Source organism: Mycobacterium sp. SM3041 (assembly GCF_039668335.1).
GTDB lineage: Bacteria > Actinomycetota > Actinomycetes > Mycobacteriales > Mycobacteriaceae > Mycobacterium.
Window position 1 is genome coordinate 46,620 of sequence record NZ_JAYXBQ010000079.1, and the last position, 25,298, is coordinate 71,917.

Annotated in this window: 21 protein-coding genes; 7 read left to right on the forward strand and 14 right to left on the reverse strand. The window is 68.8% G+C overall.

The genetic code is table 11. The features are described from left to right. Nucleotide 1: 1 nt before the first annotated feature. The gene (gene cysD / locus VXD91_RS28075; protein WP_212812552.1) at nucleotides 2-952 is read right to left on the reverse strand and encodes a sulfate adenylyltransferase subunit CysD; all 951 of its coding nucleotides are present in this window, start codon (nucleotides 950-952) and stop codon (nucleotides 2-4) included. A gap of 243 nt (nucleotides 953-1,195) precedes the next feature. On the opposite strand from cysD, the gene VXD91_RS28080 reads away from it, so the two are divergent. Further along, on the forward strand, nucleotides 1,196-1,609 hold the full coding sequence (locus tag VXD91_RS28080) for a PaaI family thioesterase (RefSeq protein WP_110772304.1): 414 nt from the start codon (nucleotides 1,196-1,198) through the stop codon (nucleotides 1,607-1,609). A gap of 91 nt (nucleotides 1,610-1,700) precedes the next feature. Here VXD91_RS28080 and VXD91_RS28085 read toward each other — a convergent pair whose 3' ends face one another. The 7 genes from VXD91_RS28085 to VXD91_RS28115 form a co-directional block, all read right to left on the reverse strand. After that, nucleotides 1,701-3,533 (reverse strand): glycosyltransferase family 39 protein, encoded by a 1,833-nt coding sequence (locus tag VXD91_RS28085; protein ID WP_346416968.1) that lies wholly within the window; start codon nucleotides 3,531-3,533, stop codon nucleotides 1,701-1,703. 91 nt (nucleotides 3,534-3,624) lie between these two features. Further along, nucleotides 3,625-4,890 carry a bifunctional glycosyltransferase family 2/GtrA family protein gene (locus tag VXD91_RS28090; protein WP_293015011.1) on the reverse strand — a complete coding sequence of 422 codons (1,266 nt, stop codon included), beginning with the start codon at nucleotides 4,888-4,890 and terminating at the stop codon, nucleotides 3,625-3,627. A gap of 217 nt (nucleotides 4,891-5,107) precedes the next feature. Then, a complete protein-coding gene (locus tag VXD91_RS28095; protein ID WP_293015008.1) occupies nucleotides 5,108-6,991 on the reverse strand; it encodes a glycosyltransferase family 39 protein in 1,884 nt (627 codons plus the stop codon). Nucleotides 6,992-7,014: 23 nt separating this feature from the next. Next, a complete protein-coding gene (locus VXD91_RS28100) occupies nucleotides 7,015-8,619 on the reverse strand; it encodes a HAMP domain-containing sensor histidine kinase (RefSeq protein ID WP_293015006.1) in 1,605 nt (534 codons plus the stop codon). Further along, nucleotides 8,597-9,301: a response regulator transcription factor gene (locus tag VXD91_RS28105; protein WP_293015070.1), complete on the reverse strand. Its 705-nt coding sequence runs from the start codon at nucleotides 9,299-9,301 to the stop codon at nucleotides 8,597-8,599. The genes VXD91_RS28100 and VXD91_RS28105 overlap by 23 nt, the downstream gene beginning before the upstream one ends. A gap of 118 nt (nucleotides 9,302-9,419) precedes the next feature. Beyond that, the gene (locus VXD91_RS28110) at nucleotides 9,420-9,668 is read right to left on the reverse strand and encodes a hypothetical protein (protein ID WP_293015003.1); all 249 of its coding nucleotides are present in this window, start codon (nucleotides 9,666-9,668) and stop codon (nucleotides 9,420-9,422) included. Between the two features lie 321 nt (nucleotides 9,669-9,989). Further along, complete coding sequence (locus tag VXD91_RS28115) at nucleotides 9,990-10,235, reverse strand: hypothetical protein (protein WP_226521011.1); 246 nt, start codon at nucleotides 10,233-10,235, stop codon at nucleotides 9,990-9,992. Nucleotides 10,236-10,461: 226 nt separating this feature from the next. Between VXD91_RS28115 and VXD91_RS28120 the strand changes: the two genes are divergently transcribed. From VXD91_RS28120 to VXD91_RS28135, 4 genes are read left to right on the forward strand one after another with little or no spacing between them, the layout of a single operon-like run. Then, nucleotides 10,462-11,436 carry an ABC transporter permease gene (locus VXD91_RS28120; RefSeq protein ID WP_293014998.1) on the forward strand — a complete coding sequence of 325 codons (975 nt, stop codon included), beginning with the start codon at nucleotides 10,462-10,464 and terminating at the stop codon, nucleotides 11,434-11,436. Then, nucleotides 11,433-12,338, forward strand: coding sequence for an ABC transporter permease (locus VXD91_RS28125; protein ID WP_293014995.1), 906 nt, complete (start codon nucleotides 11,433-11,435; stop codon nucleotides 12,336-12,338). The genes VXD91_RS28120 and VXD91_RS28125 overlap by 4 nt, the downstream gene beginning before the upstream one ends. Then, nucleotides 12,335-14,170: an ABC transporter ATP-binding protein gene (locus VXD91_RS28130; protein ID WP_293014992.1), complete on the forward strand. Its 1,836-nt coding sequence runs from the start codon at nucleotides 12,335-12,337 to the stop codon at nucleotides 14,168-14,170. Before VXD91_RS28125 ends, VXD91_RS28130 begins: the two co-directional genes overlap by 4 nt. 38 nt (nucleotides 14,171-14,208) lie before the next feature. Then, the gene (locus VXD91_RS28135) at nucleotides 14,209-15,858 is read left to right on the forward strand and encodes an ABC transporter family substrate-binding protein (protein ID WP_346416911.1); all 1,650 of its coding nucleotides are present in this window, start codon (nucleotides 14,209-14,211) and stop codon (nucleotides 15,856-15,858) included. Here VXD91_RS28135 and VXD91_RS28140 read toward each other — a convergent pair. Further along, nucleotides 15,845-17,101 (reverse strand): alpha/beta fold hydrolase, encoded by a 1,257-nt coding sequence (locus tag VXD91_RS28140; protein WP_212812562.1) that lies wholly within the window; start codon nucleotides 17,099-17,101, stop codon nucleotides 15,845-15,847. The two genes, VXD91_RS28135 and VXD91_RS28140, sit on opposite strands and share 14 nt — an antisense overlap. 78 nt (nucleotides 17,102-17,179) lie before the next feature. Here VXD91_RS28140 and VXD91_RS28145 point away from each other — a divergent pair, with 78 nt between their 5' ends. Further along, nucleotides 17,180-18,382: an acyl-CoA dehydrogenase family protein gene (locus tag VXD91_RS28145; protein ID WP_212812563.1), complete on the forward strand. Its 1,203-nt coding sequence runs from the start codon at nucleotides 17,180-17,182 to the stop codon at nucleotides 18,380-18,382. Between the two features lie 2 nt (nucleotides 18,383-18,384). On the opposite strand, the gene VXD91_RS28150 is transcribed toward VXD91_RS28145, so the two are convergent. The 3 genes from VXD91_RS28150 to VXD91_RS28160 are packed head-to-tail and all read right to left on the reverse strand — an operon-like array spanning nucleotide 18,385 to nucleotide 23,688. Further along, a complete protein-coding gene (locus VXD91_RS28150) occupies nucleotides 18,385-19,890 on the reverse strand; it encodes a GMC family oxidoreductase N-terminal domain-containing protein (protein WP_346416912.1) in 1,506 nt (501 codons plus the stop codon). A 37-nt stretch (nucleotides 19,891-19,927) separates the two neighbouring features. Then, nucleotides 19,928-22,552, reverse strand: a complete 2,625-nt coding sequence (locus VXD91_RS28155; RefSeq protein WP_346416913.1) for an AAA family ATPase — start codon at nucleotides 22,550-22,552, stop codon at nucleotides 19,928-19,930. After that, nucleotides 22,549-23,688, reverse strand: a complete 1,140-nt coding sequence (locus tag VXD91_RS28160; protein ID WP_346416914.1) for an exonuclease SbcCD subunit D — start codon at nucleotides 23,686-23,688, stop codon at nucleotides 22,549-22,551. Before VXD91_RS28160 ends, VXD91_RS28155 begins: the two co-directional genes overlap by 4 nt. Nucleotides 23,689-23,740: 52 nt before the next feature. Between VXD91_RS28160 and VXD91_RS28165 the strand changes: the two genes are divergently transcribed. Next, entirely contained in the window at nucleotides 23,741-24,244 is a 504-nt protein-coding gene (locus tag VXD91_RS28165; protein WP_346416915.1) for a histidine phosphatase family protein, read from the forward strand. On the opposite strand, the gene VXD91_RS28170 is transcribed toward VXD91_RS28165, so the two are convergent. Further along, nucleotides 24,241-24,780: a DUF3558 domain-containing protein gene (locus VXD91_RS28170; RefSeq protein WP_212812568.1), complete on the reverse strand. Its 540-nt coding sequence runs from the start codon at nucleotides 24,778-24,780 to the stop codon at nucleotides 24,241-24,243. The genes VXD91_RS28165 and VXD91_RS28170 overlap by 4 nt on opposite strands. Beyond that, nucleotides 24,777-25,289 (reverse strand): DUF3558 domain-containing protein, encoded by a 513-nt coding sequence (locus VXD91_RS28175; protein ID WP_212814925.1) that lies wholly within the window; start codon nucleotides 25,287-25,289, stop codon nucleotides 24,777-24,779. The genes VXD91_RS28170 and VXD91_RS28175 overlap by 4 nt, the downstream gene beginning before the upstream one ends. Nucleotides 25,290-25,298 lie beyond the last annotated feature (9 nt).

A 25,298-nucleotide genomic window follows, 5' to 3' on the forward strand; every position in this document is an offset into this window, starting at 1 on the left:
ATCAGAAGTAGCCTTCCCGCTTACGGTCTTCCATGCCGGCCTCAGAAATCCGGTCGTCTGCGCGGGTCGCGCCGCGCTCGGTCAGTCGGGACACCGCGGTCTCGGCGATGACTTCCTCGACGGTCGAAGCCTCCGACTCGACGCAACCGGTGCAGGTGACGTCACCGACGGTGCGGAACCGGACGGTCTTGGTGATGACCGGCTCGTCGTCGTTCGGCTTCAGGTATTCGTGCACGGCCAGCAGCATGCCGTCGCGCTCGAAGACCTGGCGCTCGTGCGCGTAGTAGATGCTCGGCAGCGCGATCTCCTCGGCGCCGATGTAGGCCCAGATGTCGTACTCGGTCCAGTTCGACAGCGGGAAGACGCGGATGTGCTCGCCCTTGCGGTGCCGGCCGTTGTACAGGTTCCACAGCTCGGGGCGCTGGTTCTTGGGGTCCCACTGGCCGAACTCGTCGCGGAAGCTGAAGACACGCTCCTTGGCGCGGGCCTTCTCCTCGTCGCGCCGGGCGCCACCGAAGGCGGCGTCGAACTTGTTCTCGCGGATGCCGCGCAGCAGCGACACAGTCTGCAGCGGGTTACGCGAGGGACCGTTGTCGACGACGCGTCCGGCGTCGATGTCGTCCTGCACGCTGGCCACGACCAGGCGCAGGTTGTACTTCTCGACCAGGGCGTCGCGGGTGGCGATGACCTCTTCGAAGTTGTGGCCCGTGTCGACGTGCATGACGGGGAACGGCAGGCGGCCCGGCGCGAACGCCTTGATGGCCAGGTGCAGCATCACGATCGAGTCCTTGCCACCGGAGAACAGCAGCACCGGCCGCTCGAACTCCGCGGCGACCTCGCGGATGATGTGGATGGCCTCGGCCTCCAGCGATCGCAGATGGCTCAATTCGTATTTGGCGGCCCGCTGGTCCACCTTGGACGCCTCGGCGGCGTCGGGAGTGACGGTCATCATTTCCCCGTAAAGTTGGTAGAACTGGTCAAGTTAAGAACCATGGTCGGAATTTACGTGCCCGGTGGCGCAGTGTCAACGGTTGTAACCACCGAGATCAGGTGGAACAACGCCGCCGGCGGCTGCCGGCTTCCCGATCGCCGTCTCTGCCCGAAGGAGCACCCCACCCCACGCTTCACGCCGGGTCGCCATCACTACCTGCCAGGTAATTGAACCGACTACCCGCCGCGCGCAGACTTCCATGACATGAGCCCGAGTACCGGCGCCGAGGTCATGGCGCAGTTCATCCCGCAGTCACCGCTCGTCGCCAAGCTGGGCATCGTCGCCGAAGCACTCGACGCCCCGGAGGTCCGGTTGCGGATGCCGTGGGACCCGACCAACACCACGCTGGCCGACATGGTGCACGGCGGCGCCATCGCCGCACTGGCCGATGTCACGGTCATGGCGGCGGCGTGGTCGACCGAACGCGAACCCGAATCGCTTCGCGGGGTGACGATCTCGATGTCGGTCCAGTACCTGGCGCCCGCCCGGTCGACCGACCTGATCGGTGTCGGGCGCGTGCTGCACCGCGGAAAGTCCTTGGTGCACTGCGAGGTCGAGATCGAGACACCGGGCGGCGACCCGGTGGCCAAGGCCGTCGGCACGTACAAGATCGGCTGAGCGAGGCCGCCCGATCGAGGCCAACGAAACGCAATGCCTCGGATCGCAGTCACCTGCTGACTGCAATCCGAGGCATAGACGCGTGCTCCGATCAGTGGGGCGCCTCGAGGTCGTAGACCGTCGCGCCACCGACGTCGAGCTTGGCGAAGTGCCCCGTCACCCATGCGGTGATCTCGGCGGCACTACCCCGCTCACGCCGGGGGCCGCCGGGCCCCTTGTGATCGCCGGCGATGAAGTAGTGGATCTGGCCGTCCTCCACGTACCGCTGGAACTGCGCCAGGGTCGGCGCGTTGTCCCCGCCGGAGAATCCGCCGATCGCCATCAACGACTTGCCGGTGCTCAACTCCAGATCGCCGGCCTGGAAGGACCCGACCGTCGCTGCGGCCCAACGGTTGTCGGCACCGCGGATCAGGTTCTCGAGTTCGGCGTTGGGGCCGTCGCGGTGCGGACCACCCGGGCCACCACCCGGCCACGAATCACCGCCGGGCCGCGGCGGACCTGACATCGAGCCGGGGCCACTGCTGTGGGCCGCGGCCACGTTGTAGATCGTGAACGACGCCGACCCGGCCAGGGCCGCGGCGACCGCGATACCGGCGACGACGGCCGTGACCCGTCCGGAGCGCGCCCCGACCGCCACGACGGCCACCGCCGCCAGGACCGCCACCACCGCGATGGTCCACCGCAGGGCGGGCATCCAGTCCGGGGTGCGGGACAGCAGCGCGAACGCCCACCCGGCCGAAACGACCAAGATTAGTGCGAGCAACAGCCGTGCCGACAACGTCTCCCGGCGCTGCCACAGCTGCGCGACCACCATGCCGGCCAACGCGGCGACCGCAGGGGCGAGCGCGACGTTGTAATACGGGTGCACCGTGCCGTCCATGAAGCTGAACACCACGCCGGTCACGAGAAGCCAACCGCCCCAGAGCAATACCCCGGCGCGGCCCAGGTCGGTGCGGGGCGCGCGGCGAGTGGCCCACAGCAACAGCACCAGACCGATCAATGCCACCGGCAGCAGCCACGAGATCTCGACACCCATCGACGGGCCGAACAGTCGGGTGATGCCGGCGTGCCCACCGAAGAACAGGTTGTCCCGCATGCCGCCGCCGGGACCGCCGCTGGGACGGTCACCACCGGTGATCCGCTCGATGCCGTTGTAGCCCAACGCCAACTGCAGCAGGCTGTTGTCGGTGGACCCGGCGATATACGGACGGGCGTCGGCGGGCCACAGGCTCACCAGCGCGATGTACCAGCCAGCCGAAACCACGAGGGCCACACCGGACATCAGCAGCGCGCTGATGCGGCGCCCGATACTGAACGGCGCGGCGACCAGGAACGCCAATGCCAGTCCCGGTACCGGCAGGAACGCCTGCAGCATCTTGGTCAGGAAGGCGAAGCCGACGACGACGCCGGTCGCCGTCATCCAGCGCGCGGAGACGGCGAAGTCCTTCGACTGGATGGCCCGCACCGTGCAGTAGGCCGCGGTGATCAGCAGCAGCACGAGCAGCGCGTCCGGGTTGTTGAACCGGAACATCAGGGCCGCAACGGGAGTCACTGCCAGCACCAGGCCGGCCAACAGTCCGGCGGCCGCACCGCTGGTGCGACGGACCGTCGCGTACAGCATCCCGACCGACGCCACGCCCATGAGTGCCTGCGGCAGCAGCATGCTGAACGCGCTGAATCCGAACAGCCGGCCCGACAGACCCATCAGCCACAGGGCAGCCGGCGGCTTGTCGACCGTGATCGCGTTGCCGGCGTCAAATGAGCCGAACAGCAACGCTTCCCAGTTCTGGGTGCCCGCCTGGGCCGCGGCGGCGTAGTACGAGTTGGCCCAACCCGAGGAGCCGAGCGCCCACAGGTACAGCACGGCGGTCGCGGCCAGCAGCGTCAGCAGCGCGGACCGTTCCCATACGGGCCGGGCCCAGATTGCTGGGCGCCGACGGGGTTTGGGTAGCTGAGCGACGGTGGGTGCAGTGGCGATCACGCGCGGGTCTCCTCTGAAGCGATTGGTAGGCAGGTCAATTCGCACGCCGCGGGTGGAACACCCAACCGCGCAGCAGCACGAACCGCACCGCAGTGGCGACGAGGTTGGCGGCCACCAGCACGCTCAGCTCGAGGAGATGGTGGGCGTGCGGTGCGAACGCGTGCAGCCCGGCCAGCGCGCCGCTGGTGATGGCCAGCGCGATACCGAAGACGATCAACCCCTCGAACTGGTGACGGGTCGCGCTCGCCGCTCCCCCACCCCGGACACCGAATGTGAAGCGCCGATTGGCGGCGGTGTTGACGATCGCGGTGACCAGCAGGGCGATCAGGTTGGCCGTCTGCGCGCCGAGCGCGGCGTGCATCATCATGAACAGCAGCAGATAGGCCAGCGTCGAGGCGACACCGATGGTCCCGAACCGGACGACCTGGCGCAGCAGCGAACGGGGTGCGGCCGCCCTGGTCGACGAACCCAACTGCGCGGCAATGGTGTGCACCGGGATGCTGCCGTTGGCGAACCCGCGCAACAACCGGCCGACGCCGCGGAGGTCTGCGGCCGCGGTGGCGATGATGTCCACCCGGCTGTCGGGGTCGTCGACCCAGTCGACCGGGACCTCGTGGATGCGCAGGCCCGTGCGCTCGGCCAGCACCAGCAGTTCGGTGTCGAAGAACCAGCCGGTGTCCTCGACGAGCGGCAGCAGCGCCTGGGCCACGTCGGCCCGGATGGCCTTGAAGCCGCACTGGGCGTCGGAGAACTTCGCCGACAGTGCCCCGCGCAGGATCAGGTTGTAGCAGCGGGAGATGAACTCCCGCTTCGGCCCCCGCACGACCCGGGAGGACCGGGCCAGCCGAGTGCCGATCGCCAGGTCTGAGTGGCCCGAGATCAGCGGCGCCACCAGCGGGCCGAGGGCGGCCAGGTCGGTGGAGAGATCGACGTCCATGTAGACCAGCACCGGCGACTGCGAGTGCGACCACACCTCGTGCAGCGCCCGTCCCCGGCCCTTGAGCTCGAGCCGCACGACGCGGACGTTGTCGAGCTCTGCGGCCAACTCGGCGGCGACCCGAGGGGTGTCGTCGATGCTGGCGTTGTCGGCGATGGTGATCTGCACCGGGTACGGGACGTGCTCTTCCAGGTGGCGGTGCAGCCGGCGGATCGAGCCGGGCAGTGCGACCTGCTCGTTGTACACGGGGACCACGATGTCCAGCACCGGGACGCCGGCAGCACGTGCGGCGAGGGCGGCATTGGGGCGCGTGGTGAAGCGTTGCTCGGCTGCCAACTCGGAGCGCTCGACCAGGTTCGTCATGACATTGATTTTTGGGCCGCAGCTTTAGCCGGCCATGGGCTGAAGCTATGCGGAAGCTATGTGTTTGGGGCTGCCGTTGATTCCGCGGCCAGGGCGTAAAAGCGCGAGAACAGAGCGCCCGCAGCGCAGAGTCAACACAACACCCACATCGACTCCGCGGCCAGGGTGCAAAAGCGCGAGTAGAGCGCGCCCACGCCGCAGGATCAGCTAGGCGGGGTCAGTGCGGCTGCGTCAGGTCGTAGATCACGGTTTTGTCGACGGTGGTGGCGGTGAAGTGCTGGCTGACCCACGTGGCGATCTGCTGAGATTCCTGCTTGGCGTCGTCCTGACCGTGGGGTCCCCAGCCCATCTTGACGCCGCCTTCGACGAAGTAGTGGATCTGACCGGCAGCGACGTACCGCTGGAACTGCGCCAGCGTGGGCGCGGGATCGGTGCCGTTGAAGCCGCCGATCGCCATCACCGGGACGCGGGCGGCCAGCTGGTAGCCGGCCGCGTTGGTGGAGCCGACGACGGCGGCCGCCCACCGGTAGTGCCCGGCGTCGGTGCTGAGCAGCGTCGTCACGGCAGCTCCCGGCACGGGCGATTCGAAGAGCCCGCCGCCAGGTCGGAAGCCTTGCGGCGGAGCGCCCATCGCCCGGCCGGGCCCACCGGCGTGACCCCGCCCCTTGCCGTGTCCGGGCGGTGACCCCCAGCCGGCACTGCGACCGCCGGGCCCGCTCACCGACGGCATCGCCCCGGTATGCGAAACACTCGCGGTGGCAATCGAATACGCGGTCGGTGCGGCCAGACAGACCACGACCGCCACGGCCACCGCCAGGCGCGCGGAGCCGAATCGCGGCGGCGCGAGCAGCAGCAGGGCGGCAACGGCGCCGACGATCAGCACCGACATCCGTAACCACGTCACATCGGCGCGGCTCAGCAGCATCGCGGCCACCGCGGCCGTCGTCGCCACGGTGCCCGCCATGGTCAGCCGGGCCGGCCAGCCGGCGCGGTTGCGCCACAACAGCACCGACCCGATACCCACGCACGCGCCGATGGCCGGCGCCAGCGCCACCGTGTAGTACTGATGCACGATCCCGTTGGCGAAGCTGAACACCACGGCGGTGCACACCAGCCACCCGCCCCAGAGGATGAGCGCGGCCCGCGTCGCGTCGGTGCGCGGCAGCCGGCGCGTGAGCACCAGTCCCGCGATCAGACAGATCAGTGCCGCGGGCAGCAGCCACCCCGCGTAGGTGCCCATGCTCGCGCCCAGCAGCCGATCCCACCCGGCGTCGAAGTTCGGGTTGCCCAGGCCGCCGGGCTCGTTCCCGTTCAGCCGGCCCACACCGTTGTAGCCCAGGGCCAGTTCGATGATCGAATCATGTTGCGATCCGCCGATATACGGGCGCGACGAGGACGGCCACAGTTCGACCAGCGCGAGGTACCAGCCGCCGGAGACGACCATGGCCGCCGTGCCGCCGAGCAACCGCCACAGCCGGGTCCGCACCGGCGACGGCCCAGCGACCAGGTACGCGGCGGCGAAGGCCGGCAGCACCAGGAACGCCTGCAGCATCTTGGCCAGGAACGCGAATCCCGCGGCGACCCCGGCGACGACCAACCACCAACGGCCCGCGTCTTTTTCGCAGGCGCGCTGCACGCAGTAGGCACCGACCACGAGGAGCAGGACCAGCAGTGCGTCGGGATTGTTGAACCGGAACATCAAGGCGGCCACGGGCGTCAGCGCGAACACCGCGCCGGCCAGCAGCGCGGCGGCCGGCCCGGCGGCGCGGCGCACCGCGGCATACAGCACCGCCACCGCCGCCACACCCATCAGGGCTTGCGGCACCAGAATGCTCCAGGAACTGAGCCCGAACAGCCGGACCGAAAGGTCCATCACCCACAGCGCACCGGGCGTCTTGTCGACGGTGATGGCATTACCGGAGTCGCTGGCGCCGAACAGCATTGCGGTCCAGTCGCTGGCACCGGCCTGCGCCGCCGCTGAATAGAAGCTGTTGGCCCAACCGCTCACGGACAGGTTCCACAGGTACAGCACAGCGGTGCCCGCGAGCAGGAGCCCGAGCTGGAGTTGCTCGCCGAATGGGCGGCGTGGTGCGGAATTCACCAGTCTGATTGTGGGCGCGTCTGTTAGGCGGACGTCGAGGCGACGCTGTGCGGTGGCTGTGAGGCTTGATCGGCCGGGCCCGCGGGCAGGCGCACGGTGAACACCGTCGCTCCGGGGCGGCTGTCGACGCTGATGGTGCCGCCGTGCGCCTTGACCACGGCCGCGACGATGGCCAGCCCCAGCCCGGTGCTGCCGGCCTGACGGGACCGCGACGAGTCACCCCGGGCGAAACGCTCGAACACCTCGGGCTGCAACGTCTTTGGAATGCCCGGGCCGTCATCGGCGATGCTGATCACGGTGGCGTCCGGGCCCGCGGACAGCGCGATCGTCACCGACGTACCGGCGGGCGTGTGCGTGCGGGCGTTGGCCAACAGGTTCACCAGGACCTGGTGCAGCCGCGCCGGATCGCCCTCGATGGTGACCGGTTCTTCGGGCAGGTCCAGCGACCAGTTGTGGTCGGGGCCGGCGACGTGTGCGTCGCTGACGGCGTCGACGACCAGTTGGGACAGGTCGACGTTCTCCATCTCCAGCGGCCGGCCGGCATCGAGCCGCGCCAGCAGCAGCATGTCCTCGACGAGCCGGGTCATGCGGGCCGTCTCGGATTCGACGCGGTTCATCGCGTGGGCGACGTCGGCGGGCAACTGCTCGCTCTTGCGTTGCGCCAGTTCGGTATAGCCGCGGATCGCCGCCAGCGGCGTGCGGAGTTCATGACTGGCGTCGGCCACGAACTGACGCACCCGCGTCTCACTGGCATGGCGGGCCGCGAGCGCGCCGGCGATCCGGTCCAACATGCGGTTCAGCGCCGAACCCAGCTGGCCGACCTCGGTGTGCGCGGCGACGGGATCGACGTGCACGATCTCCGTCGGCAACTGGACCTCTCCCCGATCCAGTTCCCGGTCGGCCACGTCGCGCGCGGCAGCGGAAACCCTTGACAGCGGGGCGAGTTGGCGGCGGATGATCCACACCCCGACCACCGTCGCCCCGATCAGCGCCAGAGCGCCCACCGCGCAGAACATGCCGAGCACCCACAGCAGGGTGTTGTCGACGTGCCGGGTCGGCAGGCCTGTGACGATGGTCTGCGGACCGCCGTGCCGGGGATGCAAACCGATGACGCGGTAGCGCCCCAGCCCGTCGATGTCCATGGTGCGAATCTTGCGATCGGGTGGCACCTGCGCCAATTGCGCTGTGGCCGTGGTTGATACCGAATTACGACTGCCCTCGGAGGTGATGACACCGGCGTCGACCTGGCCGCGGAACACCACCGCTCCGATGGTGCCGACGGCCTGTCCGGGCGCGTTGAGGAAGCCGGGGCCGGGGCCGGCCTCGGGGTCGAAGCGCATCCGGAAATGCGGATCCATGGACGGCCGGGGCACCCCGCCGGTCAGCGGCGGCGCCATGGGCGGCGGTGGCAGCTCGAAGATGGCGGCCGAGCGCCGGCCCGCCTCCAGCACCTGGTCGTCCAACTGGTGCAGCAGAAAGCGCTGCAGCGCAAACTCGGTGGCCGCGCCGACGCCGACGATGACCAGCGCCAGCAGCAGCACCTGGGTGACCAGCAGCCGGACCCGCAAGGACCAGGTCCGCGGCTGCCAGATCCGCGTGCCGGCCTCAGCGGGCGGGTCGGAGGACATATCCGGCGCCACGCAGGGTGTGGATCATGGGCTCGCGGCCGCTGTCGATCTTCTTACGCAGGTACGACACGTACAGCTCCACGATGTTGGAGCGGCCACCGAAGTCGTAGCTCCACACCCGGTCGAGAATCTGGGCCTTGCTCAGCACCCGCTTGGAGTTGCGCATCATGTACCGCAGCAGCTCGAACTCGGTAGCGGTCAACGTGATCGGTTCGCCGGCGCGCGTCACCTCGTGACTGTCCTCGTCGAGCACCAGGTCGCCGACGACGATCTGCGCGCCACCGGCCTCGTTGGCCACACCGGTGCGCCGCAGCAGCGCGCGCAGCCGCAGCACCACTTCCTCGATGCTGAACGGTTTGGTGACATAGTCGTCGCCGCCCGCGGTGAGGCCGGCGATGCGATCCTCCACCGAGTCCTTGGCGGTCAGCAGCAGCAACGGCAGCCCAGGGATCTGCTCGCGCAGCTTGCGCAAGACGTCGAGCCCGCTCATGTCGGGCAGCATCACGTCCAGCACCACCACGTCGGGTGGGTTGTCCTTGGCCAGCGCGATCGCGCTCGCGCCGTCGCCGGCCGTGGCGATGTCCCAGCCCTCGTAACGCAGTGCCATCGAGACGAGCTCGGCGAGGACGGGTTCGTCGTCGACCACGAGTACGTTGATCGGCTTGCCGTCGGCGCGGTGCATGACGACACGCGGGGCTTCACTGTCACGGGCGGTGCTGCTGGGACCTGTCACAGCTCCATTATTCGCACCGGTGTGAGCCTCGACTGTGGCGAATCTATGCGCGAGCTGTGAAAGCCGGCTAACCCTGCGGGTTGGTGTCCGGCGACTGGCCGGCCCACAGCGGCGCTTTGCCGGTGATGGACGGTGCCGCGAAGGTGACCGGGGCGGTCGTGCTCGTCGACGTGATCAACGTGCTGCTGGCCGTCGTCGTCTCGGACGGGGCCGCCAGCACGCCCGCACATACCGCTACGGCACCCATCGCAGCGCTCCCGCCGATGATGCCGATCGCCCATTTCAAGGTGATGCCGGAAGTTCCTGGTCGACTCATGATTTGCCTCCCGCGTACTCGGGACCGCTTCGCCGCGCCGTCGGGGCGCGGCTGGTCATATATTTCGAGTCAAGCGCGCCACTCTGACAGCGCGCTGGACTGGTTCTGCCAGTTCGCCAACGCCGCAATTGCCCACCTGAGAGGCCGCTGGACCGGCTCTGACAGTTCCCAACACCGCACGAGCCGGTCATCGATGCCGGGTTCACGAATTGGGCTCGACAAACACCCACGATGCACGGGGATTTCGGAAAAACTGTTACCGGACAACCGGTTGCGGGAGAGTTGGGCCGGGGTTGTGAATGCGCCCCCGCCGCGAACTCATCAGCCCGGGTCCTGGCCCGGGTACAGCGGAGCGGGGCCGGTAATGGCCGGCGCGGCGCTGATGATCGGCCCGACTGTCGTGGCGCTGACGACTGAACTGACCGAGGTGCCGTTGGCCGATGTCGATTGCACGGACTGCGCCTGCGCTCCGACAAGTATCACGGTCGTCACACCGACGACCATGCTCCCGGCGATAACGCCGATGGCCCACTTGTTGCTTACTTCAGAATTCTTGGTTCGACTCATCGCGGGTCTCCCACCTAGACGCGATCTGCCGCGATTTCACCACACCGTTGGGGCACGCAGCCGGTCATCTGTTTTCAAGTCGCCCCGACCGTCAGGTATTCCCACCGAATCAGAATTGGCACGTCACCAGCTCGCGCCGAAGCGGCCGCGGCCAGTAGGCGCCAATCCCGCACTAGTGCGCCGGGATCTCCTAACCTGTCCAGATGCGGATTCCAGCGAGCGGCCCATGACGCGGTTCCTGATCCGCCGATTGTTCAACTACGCGATCCTGTTGACGCTGGCGACGTTCCTGACCTTCGCGCTGACGTCGGTCACCTTCCATCCGCTGGACAACCTGTTGCAGCGCAACCCGCGGCCACCGCAATCCGTCATCGACGCCAAGGCCCACGACCTGGGTCTCGACCGGCCGCTGCTGCCGCGCTACGCCAACTGGGTGTCCGGTGCGGTACGCGGGGACTTCGGGAAAACCGTTACCGGGCAACCGGTTTCCGAAGAACTGGGACGACGGGTGTGGACCAGCCTGCGGCTGGTGGCCATCGGGTCGATCCTGGGCTCCATCATCGGCGTCATCATCGGGGCGTGGGGCGCCATCCGGCAGTACCGTCTCTCCGACCGGACCATCACCGTGCTCGCGCTGCTGATTCTCAGCGCCCCGACGTTCGTCATCGCGAACCTGCTGATTCTCGGCGCGCTCGGCGTCAACGAGGTGCTGGGCTTCCAGCTGTTCCAGTACACCGGTGAGACGTCGCCATATGCCGCGGGCGGCTGGCACGGGTTCGTCGACCGGGTACAGCATCTGGTGCTGCCGACGACGACCCTGGCACTCGGCGCCATCGCCGGTTACAGCCGCTATCAACGCAACGCGATGCTCGATGTGCTCGGCCAGGACTTCATCCGGACCGCCCGGGCCAAGGGCCTGACCCGGCGCCAGGCGCTCTTCAAGCACGGCCTGCGCACCGCACTGATCCCGATGGCCACGCTGTTCGCCTACGGCGTCGCCGGTCTGGTCACCGGCGCGGTGTTCGTCGAGAAGATCTTCGGCTGGCACGGCATGGGTGAGTGGATGGTGCAGGGCATCAACGGCCAGGACGCCAACATCGTCGCCGCGTTCACCTTGTTCTCCGGGACGACGATCCTGATCGGCGGCCTGCTCTCGGACGTGGTCTACGCCGCCCTCGATCCCCGGGTGCGGGTCTCATGAGCGTCCAGTTCGGGCTGCCCCGCGCCCGGTTCGCCTCGCGCCGTACGTTGGTGGCGCGGCGCTTCGTCCGCAACCGGCCCGCGGTGGTGTCGCTGGTGCTGCTGGTGGTGCTCTTCGTCGGCTGCTACGCCCTGCCGCCGCTGCTGCCCTACTCGCACACCGACATGGATTTCGACGCGCTCCTGCAGCCACCCGACGGCCGGCACCTGTTCGGCACCAATGCGCTCGGGCAGGACGTCTTCGCGCAGACGTTGCGGGGCATGCAGAAGTCGATGCTGATCGGTGTGTGCGTGGCCGTCATCTCGACGGCCATCGCCGCGACGGTCGGCTCGGTGGCGGGCTACTTCGGGGGCTGGCGCGACCGCGTGTTGATGTGGATCGTGGACCTGTTGCTGGTGATCCCGGGTTTCATCCTCATCGCGATCGTGACGCCGCGCATCCGGCATCAGAGCACGGTGCTGTGGCTGGTGATCCTGCTGGCGGCGTTCTCGTGGATGATCAGCTCACGCATGGTGCGCGGCCTGACGATGAGCCTGCGCGAACGCGAGTTCGTCACGGCGGCAAGGTATATGGGTGTCAGCCATGCCCGCATCATCGCCCGGCACATCGTGCCGAACGTGGCGTCCATCCTGATCATCGACACCACACTCAACGTCGGCATGGCGATCCTGGCCGAAACCGGTTTGAGTTACCTCGGTTTCGGTGTGCAGCCACCCGACGTGTCGCTGGGCACGCTGATCGCCGACGGTACGCCGTCGGTCACCACGTTCCCCTGGGTGTTCCTGTTCCCGGCCGGTGTCCTGGTGCTGATCGTGCTGTGCGCCAACCTGATCGGTGACGGCCTGCGCGACGCGCTCGATCCCTCGGCCCGGCCACGTCGGCGGCGGGTGGTGAAGCGATGAGCGCGCCGTTGCTCGAGGTCCGCGACCTCACCGTGACCTTCCAGACGTCCGATGAGGACGTCTCGGCGGTGCGCGGCATGAACTTTTACATCGCCCCCGGCGAGGTGCTGGCACTGGTCGGGGAATCCGGCGCCGGTAAATCGGCGACCGCCATGGCGGTGGTGGGCCTGCTGCCCGAGCACGCCCACGTGACGGGTTCGGTGAAGCTGCAGGGCAAGCAGCTCGTCGGGCTCGACGACGACGCGATGTCCCAGGTGCGCGGCCGGGTGATCGGCACGGTGTTCCAGGACCCGATGTCGGCGCTCACCCCGGTGTACACCGTCGGCGACCAGATCGCCGAAGCCCTTCGCGTGCATGACCGTTCGATGGACCGGCGGGCGGCGCGGACCCGGGCGGTGGAACTGCTGGAGCTGGTCGGCATCAAGCAGCCGGCGGCCCGGGCGCGCGCGTTCCCGCATGAGCTGTCGGGCGGTGAGCGCCAGCGCGTCGTCATCGCCACCGCGATCGCCAACGACCCGGACCTCATCATCTGCGACGAACCCACCACGGCGCTCGACGTCACGGTGCAGGCACAGATCCTGGACGTGCTGCGTACCGCCCGCGACGTCACCGGCGCCGGGGTGCTGATGATCACGCATGATCTGGGTGTGGTCGCCGAATTCGCCGACCGCGCAATGGTGATGTACGCCGGCCGGGCGGTGGAGACCGCGCCGGTGGCGAATCTGTACCGCGACCGCGTGATGCCGTACACCGTCGGCCTGCTGGGCTCGGTGCCGCGGCTCGACGCGCCGCAAGGCTCACGACTGGTGCCGATCCCCGGCGCACCGCCGTCGATGGCGGCACTGCCGCCGGGATGCCCGTTCGCACCGCGCTGCCCGCTGGCCGACGACGACTGCCGGGCGGTCGAGCCCGCGCTGCTGGACGTCGCACCCGGGCACGCCGCCGCCTGCATCCACACCGACCAGGTGACGGGCCGCAGCGCAGCCGAGATCTACGGCGTGGCAACCGAACCCGAGGTCGTGGCCGAGGATGACGCCGACCGACCCGTGGTGCTCGCGGTCAGCGATCTGGTCAAGACTTTCAAGCTCAGCGGCGGGATGCTGCGGCGCAACGTCGGCGAGCTGCGTGCCGTCGACGGTGTCAGTCTGCAGCTGCGGCAGGGCCGGACGCTGGGCATCGTCGGCGAATCCGGTTCCGGCAAGACCACGACGCTGCATCAGATTCTGAACCTGACCGCGCCGCAATCGGGTTCGATCACGGTGCTCGGCCACGACGTGGCCGGACTGACCCGCGACACTCGCCGCGAGTTGCGTGGCGACCTGCAGGTGGTGTTCCAGGACCCGGTGGCGGCACTGGATCCGCGGCTGCCGGTGTTCGACGTCCTGTCCGAGCCGCTGCGGGTCGGCGGCTTCGACAAGAACCGCATCGATGACCGCGTCACCGAACTGCTCGGCATCGTCGGCCTCCGGCACGAGGACGCTGCCCGCTACCCCGCCGAGTTCTCCGGTGGGCAGAAGCAGCGCATCGGCATCGCCCGCGCCCTGGCGCGTCAGCCCAGGATTCTGGCGCTCGACGAACCGGTGTCGGCACTCGATGTCTCGATCCAGGCGGGCATCATCAACCTGCTGCTGGACCTGCAACAACGCTTCGACCTGTCGTACCTGTTCGTCTCGCACGACCTTTCGGTGGTCCGCCATCTCGCCCACACCGTGGCCGTGATGTACAAGGGCGCCGTCGTCGAACAAGGTGACGCCGCAGAGGTTTTCGGCGCCCCGCAGGACCCGTACACCCAGCGGTTGCTCGATGCCGTGCCGCAGCCGGGAGGTGAATGATGCGTGCCGATCGCCGCAGTCGACTGTGGGTGGCCCTGATGGCTACGGTCGCGCTGGTCCTCACTGTCAGCGGCTGCTCGACTCAGTACCGCGGATCCAGTGCCGGCGCACCGAAACTCGGTGCGGCCAACGACCTCAACCCGCGCGACCCGGCGACCCTGAAGGTCGGCGGCAATCTGCGGCTGGCGCTGACGGCGTTTCCGGACAACTTCAACACCCTGAACATCGACGGCAACACCGTGGACACCGCCTCGCTGCTGCGGCCCACGCTGCCGCGGGCCTTCATCGTCGGCCCCGACGGGTCGACCACCGTCAACCACGACTACTTCACCGACATCCAGCTGACCGGCACCAATCCGCAGGTCGTCACCTACACGATCAACCCCAAGGCCGTGTGGACCGACGGCGCCCCCATCACCTGGGAGGACATCGCCGCGCAGGTCACCGCCACGACAGGTAAGGATCCCAGGTTCCAGATCGCCAGCCCCAACGGCAGCGAGCGGGTGGCCTCGGTGACCCGCGGCGTCGACGACCGGCAGGCCGTCATGACGTTCTCCCGGCCCTACGCCGACTGGCGCGGCATGTTCGCGGGCAACGGCATGCTGCTGCCCAAGGTCTCGACGACCGATCCCGAGGTGTTCAACAAGGGGCAGTTGAACAAGCCCGGGCCGTCGGCGGGTCCGTTCGTCATCTCGAACGTCGACCGCGGCGCACAACGAATCACGTTGACCCGCAATCCGAAATGGTGGGGCGCCCGGCCGCTGCTGGACAGCATCACGTTCCTCGTGCTCGACGATGCAGCTCGTATCCCGGCGCTGCAGAACAACGCCATTGATGCCACCGGGCTGGGCTCGATCGACGACATGGTGCGCGTCCGGCGTACCAAAGGCGTCGACATCCGCACCGCGCCCGGGCCCACCTGGTCGCATCTGACGTTCAACGGCGCGACCGGCTCGATCCTTGCCGATCCGGCACTGCGCCACGCCGTCGCCATGGGCATCGACCGGAAGACCATCGTGACCGTCCTGCAGCACGGCCTGGTGGACAACCCGGTGCCGCTCAACAACCACATCTACGTTGCCGGGCAGGAGGGCTACCAGAACAACAGCGGCGGGACACCTTTCGACCCCGCGGGAGCCCGACGCGAGCTCGACGCGCTGGGCTGGAAGCTGCCCGCGGGCCGCTCGGTGCGGGAGAAGGACGGCAAGCCGTTGAAGGTGCGGATCGTCTTCTACGACGCCCCCAGCGGTCGGCAGATCGGGCAGCTGACGCAGAAAACCCTCGCCGACATCGGCGTCAAGCTGGAACTCGTGGTGTCCTCCGGCGCAGACTTCTTCAGCCAGTACATCATTCCGAGTAACTTCGACATCGCCGCCTTCGCCTGGCAGGGCGACGCCTTCCCCTTGAGCGGTCTGACCCAGATCTATGCCTCGGGCGGCGAGAGCAACTTCGGCAAGATCGGCACGCCCGAGATCGACGCCAAGATCGAGCAGACGCTCGACGAACTCGATCCCGTCAAGGCACAGGCCCTGGCCAACCAGCTGGACCGCATGCTGTGGGCCGAAACGTTCAGCCTGCCGCTCGCGCAATCCCCCGGAAATGCGGCGGTCCGAAGCACTTTGGCCAACTACGGCCCGGCGGGCCTGGGCGACCTGAACTACATGACGATCGGCTTCACCAAGTCCTGAGCTGCCTGATGGCCCGTGGCAGCCCGGCCGGCACCAGCGACTCGGCGGCCGCGGCCGTCGCGATGCCCTTGACCATCAGGCGCACCGTGAAGTCCGGCGGCATATTGTCCAATTCCGTTGCGCGGTCCGGCAATTCCGCATATTCGCCGGCACACACCGCAGTGGCGATGGTCAGTGCCGCACCCTCACGCATGTCGAGCACGCTATGTCCGGCGCTGGGCAGTTCCAGCAGCACAGCGTCCGGAATCAGGTCGGCGACCCGCTGGGCGATAGCCGGCGGCGTGATCAAGTCCCGGCCGCCGGAGATCACCACGGTGGGCCAGTCGAATCCCGGCATCGCGGCCACCAGGTCGAAAGGTTCGGCAACGAAATCGGGGTCGCCGGTGGCCGATTCGCGGTATGCCAGCGCCGGGTCGAGCGGCAGACCGTCGGGCTCGGGGGCATAGTTGAGCTCCTGGTAGCCGATGTGCTCGACCAGGTCGGGCTCATGCCGGTACGGCGTCTTGCTCTCGAACAGCAGCTTGGTGCTGTGCCCGATGGCGCCCCAGAGGAGCCCGCGTCCGGTGAGCAGCAACTCGAGCTGCTGCTCCAGAACTTCCGGGCCGACCAGGCCGTACAGACCCGTCGCCAGTTGCACGACCCAAGGCGTCAGCTGCCCGTCGGCGGCCAGGTCCCGCACCCTCTTGGCGAGCCCCTCCGTCGCCGGTTCGGTGCCGTCCCACAGCACGGCCCGGGTGGCCTCGCGCACCGCGTCGATGTCGTCGGCGCACAGCAGCGGTGAGTCCAGCACCATGGCATGCACGCGGGCGGGATGGCGCACGCCGACGCCGGCGGCCAGGTAGCTGCCGTAGGACGTGCCGTAGATCACCGCGGACTCGACGCCGGCGTCGTCCAGGACCGCCGCGATGTCGTCGACCGCGGCCTCGATGGTCAGCGCCTCAGTGGGCAGGTCGGCGCCGTCGTCGTCGTGTCGGGACATGCCGACGCCGCGGTGCTCGACCATGATGACGTCCAGACCGGCGGCCGTCGCCCGGCGGCGCAAATTGCGGTAGTGCCCGATGGACGCCGCACCCGGCCCGCCCGGAATGATCACCAGCGGATGCTCGCTGAGCGGCCCGGTCCGCACGTAGAACAGATCGAATTCCTCTGCGCCACTTGACCGGACCGGCCGCCGCACCGACCGTACCCCCGGCAGCGCCGCGAGCTTGTCGTGCGCCTTGCGGCGCTTGGCGTTCATGGTCATCGACACTCATTCTGCCGCGTTTGGTTCGGCGCGAGCGTAAGCCGTGCCTGTGACTGTCCTGGTACGTAGAACTGGGACATGACCATCCTCGACCTCCCCGACACGACAACGTGGACCGACCTGCTGGCCGATATCGCAGCGGGCGCCAAAGACCGCGATCTGGACGACGTGAATCCCTTCGACCAGGTGGCCGCGCTCAAGCGCGCCGGATTCGGCACCCTGCGCCTGCCCACCGAGCTGGGCGGAGCCGGACTCACGGTGCCGCAACTGTTTTCCGCCGTCATCGACGTCGCCCGCGCCGATCCGGTGGTGGCGCACATCTTCCGTACGCATTTCTGGTTCGTCGAGGAGCGGCTGCGCACCCTGGACCAGCCCGGGTCCCGGGCCTGGCTGGACAAGGTGGCCGACGGCAAGGTGTTCGGCAATGCGTTCAGTGAGAAGGGCTCCCACGCGGTGGGCAGCCTGGTGTTCAACACCCGCTTGACGCCGGGCCACGACGGCGGATTCATCTTGACCGGCGAGAAGTTCTACAGCACCGGAACCCTGTTCTCGGACTACCTGACCGTGACAGCGACCACCGATCATGATTCGGTGGCGACCGTCATCGTCCCGGCCGATCGCGCCGGCGTGACGATCATCGACGACTGGGACGGTTTCGGTCAGCGCCGTACCGGCACCGGCACCACGCGGTTCCAGGACGTGACGGTGCTGCCCGACGAAGTGCTCACGGACACGCGGTACGACGCCGAGCCTGTGCCGTCGGTGCAGTACACCCTGTTGCAGCTGTACATCCACGCCGTGGTGGCCGGAATCCTGGAGAACATCGTGGACGACGGGATCGCGCTCCTGCGGTCCCGCGAGCGCAGCTTCAGCCACGCCTCTGCCGCATCACCGACCGACGACCCGCTGCTGCAGCGCCAGCTCGGCGAACTGGCCAGCTCCGCCTACATCGCCCGGGCCGCAGTGCTGGATGCGGCGGCAGCGATCGGGGCGGCCATCGATTCGACCGGCCCGGACGGTGTGCCCGACGCGGCGCTGGTCGCCCAGGCCCAGCTGCAGGCGGCGAAGGTGAAGGTGCACCTGGACGACATCGCGCCGCGCGCCGCCACCAAGCTCCTGGAGCTCGGCGGTGCCAGCGCGGCCAGCCGGCAACGCAACCTCGACCGGCACTGGCGCAACATCCGCACCATCACGCTGCACAACCCCGTCGGTTACAAGGCCCGGGTGGTCGGGCAGAACCTGTTGCACGGCACCGCGATTCCCGCCAACGCCTACTTCTGACCTCAGTCGGTAATGAGGTCGGCGGCCTTCTCACCGATCAGCACGCTCGGGGCGTGAGTGTGGCCCCGGATGATGGTCGGCATCACCGAAGCGTCGGCGACCCGCAGCCCCGCGACCCCACGGACGCGGAGCTGCGGGTCGACCACGCTGGCCTCGTCGCTGCCCATCCGGCAAGTGGTGGTCGGGTGATACAGCGTGTGCGACGTGGTGGCCAGTGCCAGCTCCAGCGTGCGGTCGTCGAGATCGTGCGCACCCACCGGGCGGGCGATGTCGCCCAGCAGTCCCTTCAGCGCCGGGGCCTGGGTCATGTCCGCCAGCATCCGCAGGCCCGCCAGCAGTGCCTTGCGGTCCGCACCCTCGGGGTCGGACAGGTAGCGCGGGTCGATGATCGGCTTGGCCAATGGATCGGCCGAGGCCAGCCGGATGGTGCCGGTGCTCTTGGGCTTCACCAGGATCGGCCCCATCGCCACCGCGTCGCGCGGGTAGGCGTCGCCGAGGCCCTCGTCGAAGAACGGCGCCGGGGCGAAGATCAGCTCGATGTCGGGTTGCGCGAGTTCAGGGTCACTGCGGACGAAGCCATATGCCTCACCGACATTCGAGGTCAGCATGCCGCGGCGGCGGGTCAGGTAGTTGAGCAGCTGCACCGGTTTTTCCGCGCTGATCAGGGTCTCGCAATGGGCGTCGAACCCGAGCAGCACGACCAGGTGGTCCAGCAGGTGCGACCCGACGCCCGGCGCGTCGTGGACCACGTCGATGCCGTGCTCGGCGAGATGTTCGCGCGGACCGATGCCGGACAACATCAGCAGCTGCGGGCTGTTGATCGCGCCGCCGCACAGGATCACCTCACGGCGCGCCCGGACGATCTGACGACGCCCGTCCGCCTCGTACTCGACGCCGACCGCCCGCCCGTCCTCGATCAGCACGCGGGTTGCGGTGGCGCCGGTGCGCAGATGCAGGTTCGACCTGCGCAGCGCCGGCCGCAGATAGGCGTCGGCGGTGCTCCACCGCGCGCCGCGGCGCTGACACACCCGGGTCTCGACGAACCCCTCGTAACCGGACTGCTCGGCGGCCTCCAGCCACGCGGCCGTGACGCCGCGCGGGCTGCGCTGGGGGCTGAGCACCAGCGGCCCGGCCTCGATCCGGTCGAAATACTTCTTCACGGCCGCGTACGACCACTCTTCGCCGGCGAGCTCACCCCACTCGTCGTAATCGGCGGGCAGGCCGCGCACCCACATCATGGCGTTCATCGACGACGAGCCGCCGAGGGTCTTGCCGCGCGGCCAGTAGATGCGGCGGCCGGCGAGCTCGGGCTGCGGTTCGGTCGAGTAATCCCAATCGAACTCGCCGCGGAACAGCTTCGCGAAAGCCGCCGGGATACGGATGAACTGGTTCTTGTCGACGGCCCCGGCCTCCAGCACCACCACCTGCGCGGTGCCGTCGGCGCTCAGTCGATCAGCCAGCACCGCACCGGCCGAGCCGGTCCCCACGACGACGAAGTCAGCGATCACCGCCGCAGTCTGTCACGAAACGCGGCCTACCAGGGGCCTAAGCGGTGAGCTCGATGCGCGTCGCGTCGCCGACGCTGGCATAACGCTCGGGGCTGCAGGTCAGCACGATCACCTGGCCGTCGCCGCCGACCGCGTCGAACACCTCACCCATGCGCGTCAACCGGCCCGCATCGGTGAACCCCAGTGCGTCATCGATGATCACCGGGACGGTGTCCTCCTTGGCCACCAGCGCCGCGCCGGCCAGCCGGGCGACGATTCCCAGCTGTTCCTTGGCCCCACCGGAGAGGCTCTCGTACGGCACGGTGGTGCCCGCGACGGTGCGACTGCAAATTCGCAGATCACTGTCGACCTCGACGGCGAAGCTGTCCCCGAACACGATGCGCCCCAGCCGTTCCACCTCGGTGCGGAACGGTGCCACGTACCGCTGCCGGGCCTGTTCGCGGTGCCGGCCCATCACCGTCCGCAGTAGTTCAGCGGCCCGGGCCCGACGACCCACTGCGGCGTGTTCGGACTCCGCATGCCGCAGCGCGATCTCGGCGGCATCGAGCTGGCTCTGGCGGCCCTGTGTCCCGTACACCTTCAATTGCGCTGCCACATCCCGCAATTGGTCATCGAGTTCGCGGCGCCGGGTACCGAGCCGGGCCGAATCCGCAGTGGCCGCCGCCAGTTCCGCATCGACAGTGTCGGGCGCGGCGGCAGCCAGCGCCGTGGCGAGTTCCTGTTCGCGCGCCGTGGCCGCGGCAGCCTGCTCCCCCAGCGCCGCGACGCGCTGGGTCAAGGCCGCGTCGTCCTCCAGCTCGCGCTGCCGGGTCAGTCGCTCGGTGGCCTCGGTGAGCGCGGCCGTCGCCGCCGTCACCTTCTCGCGGGCGACCGTCGCCGCGGTCAACGCGGCCGCCACCGCGGCCGCCGCGGCGGTGGCCGTGTCGCGGCATTGCTCGTACTCGGTTGTCGCCCGGCGCTGTTCGGCGTCGGCGGCTTCCAGCTCGGCTCGTGCCGCCCCGACGTCGATGGCGTCGGTGTCGCCCAGCTGCTCCCGCAGCCCCGCCAGCCGAGCCGCGAGCGCCTCGACCGTGTCGGCGCCCAGCAGCGTCTGGCGGGTGACGGTCAGCCGATCACGCTCGGCTTCGAGTTCGCGCCGCCGGGCGTCCAGGGCCCGCGCGGCCTCGACGTCAGCAACCCCGTGTGGCTGGAGCGCAGCCGCCAGCGCAGTGCGCGCCGCGTCGAGAACGGCGCTGGTGTCCGCGGCCGGGGTACCGGGCAGCACCCGCACCGTCAGCAGCCCGGGGAGTTCGACATCGGTCCGGCCGCCCGCGCTCGTGGCCCACTCCGACCCGGCGGACAGCGTCACGTCCTGGTCACCCACGCGCAGCTCGACGTCGCCGTGAGCCACCAATTCGATTCGCGCCGAGGCGAGTTCAGCGGCCGCGGCCGCACGGTCCACCGCGGCGGCGGCGGTTTCGATGGCGCGCATGCCCGCCGCGGTCAGCGTGATCTTGCCCAGCTGATCGGCCACCGCCGCCAGTTCGTCGGCGGCGACCTGCACCCGCTCCAGCAGGCCGGACAGCCGAACCGCCTCAGCGCGCTGGGACAGTTGGTCCACCACCTGCCGCGCCGCATCCAGGCGGATACGACCGGCCTCCACCACGGACCGCGCCACCGCCACGGCGGTGTCGGCGGCCTGCTGCAGCTGCGCCGCGGCCACCTGCTGTTGCGCGGCGTGCTCGGCGGCGGCGGTCAGTTCACCGATGCCGGCGGTCCGCTGTTCGACGTCGGCCTGCAGCCGCTGCCGCTCGTCGAGAGCACTGCGTGCTGCCGTCGCGCTAGCAACCGCCGCCTGCGCCTGCACGCGTGCCTGGGCAAGCTCGTCGCGGACTCGAGCCACCGCCGTGGCCGCTTCCCGAGCCGCCGCCAGCCGCACCTCGGCGGCCGCCAGTTGCTCAGTGGCCGTGGCCAATTCCTTCGTCAGCTCGCCGTGGCGGCGGACCGCTTCGTCGACCTCGGCCACCGCGGCGGTACGCGCCGCGACCTCCGCCTGCGCGGCCTTCAGGCCCTTAATGGCCTCGGCCCACACACCGGTGGGGCGGCCGGTCTGCGTGAAGTACTTCAAGAACTCGGCGTCGATCCGGTCGACCAGCAGCGGCTCGTTGCCCGACAGCGCACCCTCGAGTGCACCGGCCTGGCCGGCCGCGACATCGAGTGCCCGAGCCAGCGCGTCGCATCCGGCGAGGTCGACCGGCACCATGGCGGCAGACTGCAGAATGCGCTGGGCCCGCCAGAGTTCGGTGTCGACCGTCTCCTCCAGCATCGCCCGCACCCGGTCGTGCGCCTCGTCGCCGGTGAGCTGCTCGCGGCGCGGAGCGAGGATGGTCAGCCGGGTTTCGGCCTTCTTGTGGAACCGCTTGTAATACTCGAACCGGTAAGGGCCGGTGGAGATTTCGGCCGTCACCTCGGCGCCCACGTCAACATGAGTCGGCTTGACCTGCTTGACCTCTTTCTTGGTCGAGCGGTCCTTGGACTCCAGCAGCAGATCGAGCGCCTCGATCATGGAGGACTTGCCGATTTCGTTGGCGCCGGCGACCACCACCACGCCGCGCTCGGGAAATTCGATCTCGCGGTGGGTGATGCCGCGGTAATTGGTCAGGACCAGCCGGTGCAACTTCATGCGGCACTCCCCCGATCGACCAGGCGCAACAGCAGCGCGAGTGCCGCACGTGCGTCGTCGGCGTCGTCGCCCGAAGTGCTTGCGGTGCCGACCAATTCGTCGACCGCTGCCGCGGCGAACCCACCGATGCCCAGGTCCGAGAATTCGCCGTCCGCCGGGACCACGACGAGGTCGGTGTGTCGTTCCCACGTCGTCAGCGCGGCGAACAGGCGCGCGTAGCGGTCGAGGCAGGCGTCGAGCGCGGCCTTGTCGGAGATGGTCAGTGAACCCGTCAGCGCCAACCGGACGACGGTGCGTTCCTTGTCCGGCAGGCCGTCGAGGTTCAGGTCCAGATCGGCGATATCGCGATCCGTGTCGACGATCCGGCGCAGCGTGACGAACCTCCACTGACCCACCCGGCGGGACTCGACCGTGACCGACTGATCCGTGTCATCGACGTCGACCACCAGGACGTGGCCCGAATCCGCTTCGATGTCATCGTAATTGGTGACTTCGGGTGCACCGGAGTACCACACCCGGCCGGTGCTGCCGACCTCGGTGCGAGAGTGCTTGTCCCCCAACGCCACATAGTGGACCGCGCCCCGCCGTACCGCGGCCTCGACGGTGTCCAGCCGGATCAGTGCCGGTTTCGTGGGATCGGGATCGAGGACGTCGACCCCGCCGTGCCCCACCACGATTCGGGTGACGCCGTCAGCCGGCAGGTCGGCCACCGCGTCGCCCGTCAGGTCCGTGGTGGGCGCCTTGGAGCGCCACGGCGCGCCGACGATCTGCACCCCGGGCCGCAGATCGTGTACCCCGTCGAGCACCGTGACGTTGGGCGGGCATTCGGCCAGGAACAGCGTGCTGGTGTACACCGACGCCGGATCCAGCGGATCGTGGTTGCCCGGCAGCAGGAACACCGGAATCTTGATGGCGCGCATGGCCTCCAGCGACAGGCTGACCTCACGCGGATCGAGCTGGTTGTGCTCGAAGACATCCCCCGCCACGACGACGAACTCGGCACCCACCTCGGTGCACAGCGCCCCGAGGCGCGCCACGGCGTCACGACGTGCGGCCGAGTAGCGCGGCTGCGCCTCACCGCCCAGGAAATGCCGGGTCATACCGAGCTGCCAGTCGGCGGTGTGGACGAAACGCATGCGGCGAGTGTAAAACCCGGCACTGACAACTCCGGGGATCTACGGTGGGCGGGTGACGGGAACCCGAACATTGATCCTGCTGCGGCACGCGAAATCCGACTACCCCGACGGGGTCGCCGACCACGACCGGCCGCTCGCCAAGCGCGGTGTCCGCGAAGCGGCACTGGCGGGCGACTGGATTCGGGAACATCTCCCGGCCGTCGACGCCGTCCTCTGCTCGACCGCCACCCGAACCCGGCAGACGCTCGAACGCACCGGCATCACCGCACCCGTGACCTATGTCGAACGCCTCTACGACGCGACGGCCGGCATCGCCATCGAAGTCATCACCGGCGCGCCGGAGGCGGCGAACACGGTGCTGGTGATCGGCCACGAACCGGTCATGTCGTCGCTCGCGCTGAGTTTGGCGTCGCTCGACACGAGCGACCCTGACGCCGCCGGCCAGATCGCGATGAAGTACCCGACGTCAGCGATCGCGGTTCTGCACACCGACCGGCACTGGTCGCAGCTGGAGCTGCGCAGCGCCACGTTGGACCAGTTCCACATCCCCCGTTAGGAGTTGGTGGCGAGCGTCAGCTCCATCAGTTTGGTGGCCATACCGCAGGTGTCGGCGCCCGGCCCCTGCGGATTGACCCACCAGCCCACGACACCGGCAGCGTCACTGGCCACGCCGCACGAACCGTTGGGGTCGTTCGGATGCATGATGATCGACTTCACGCCGGCGATCGCTTTGGACTCGTACTTGTAGTTCAGATGCTGGGCGACCTTGGTCTCCTCATCGAGGCTGCCCTGCTCGTACCAGAACCGGGTGATGTCGATGAGGCCCGCGGACTGGTTCAGCGCCTGCCACCGGCACACCGCACCCACGAAGGTGCTCTGGATGTCCAGCGGATCCGCGCCGACCGTCTTGGCCAGCACGTCATTGGTCAGCACGTCGCACTCTTTGAGCAGGTTCGGGTACGAATCCGCCGAATGCTCGCTGCCGCCGCCTGCGCCTTCTTTCATCGCGGTGCCCTCGACCGAGCGGGCGCAACCCACCAGCGCCAGCGCCGACATCACGGCGACCGCTCCAGCCAGTTTCCGTCGTGTCATTTCGCGTTCGCAATCGATTGCCGGGCCAGTTCCTTGGCGATGTCGCACGGTTCGGGGAACGGCTTCTGGGAGAAGCTGATGGACCATTCGATGAAGTCGTCGTCGAACTGGATGCCGACCTCACACAGGCTCTTGCCGATCATCGGGTCCTCACCGAGCGCGACGAAACCGGAGTGGCCGTTGATGTTGATGTCGCTGACGTCGGCCCGTGTCCGTTCCTCGGTCTTGCGTTCGCGGCCGATCGGGCTGCCGCGGTACCAGGTGAAGGAGAAGTGCGGGCCGAGGATGCCACCGTTGACGAGCCACTGGCACCCCACGGAGTTCTTCGCGGTGTTCACAAGGCCGGTGACCTGGGTCAGCTGGCTGACGGTCTGATCGCTGACGCCGCCGCACACCGGGAACATCGGGCCGTGCTTTGCCGGGCCCGAGGCAGCGGGGCCCGACTGGCCGCCCGCCTGAGCGGTGCCGCCGTTGCCGTCGTCCGAGCAGGCGGACATCGCCGGAATCATCGCCGCGGC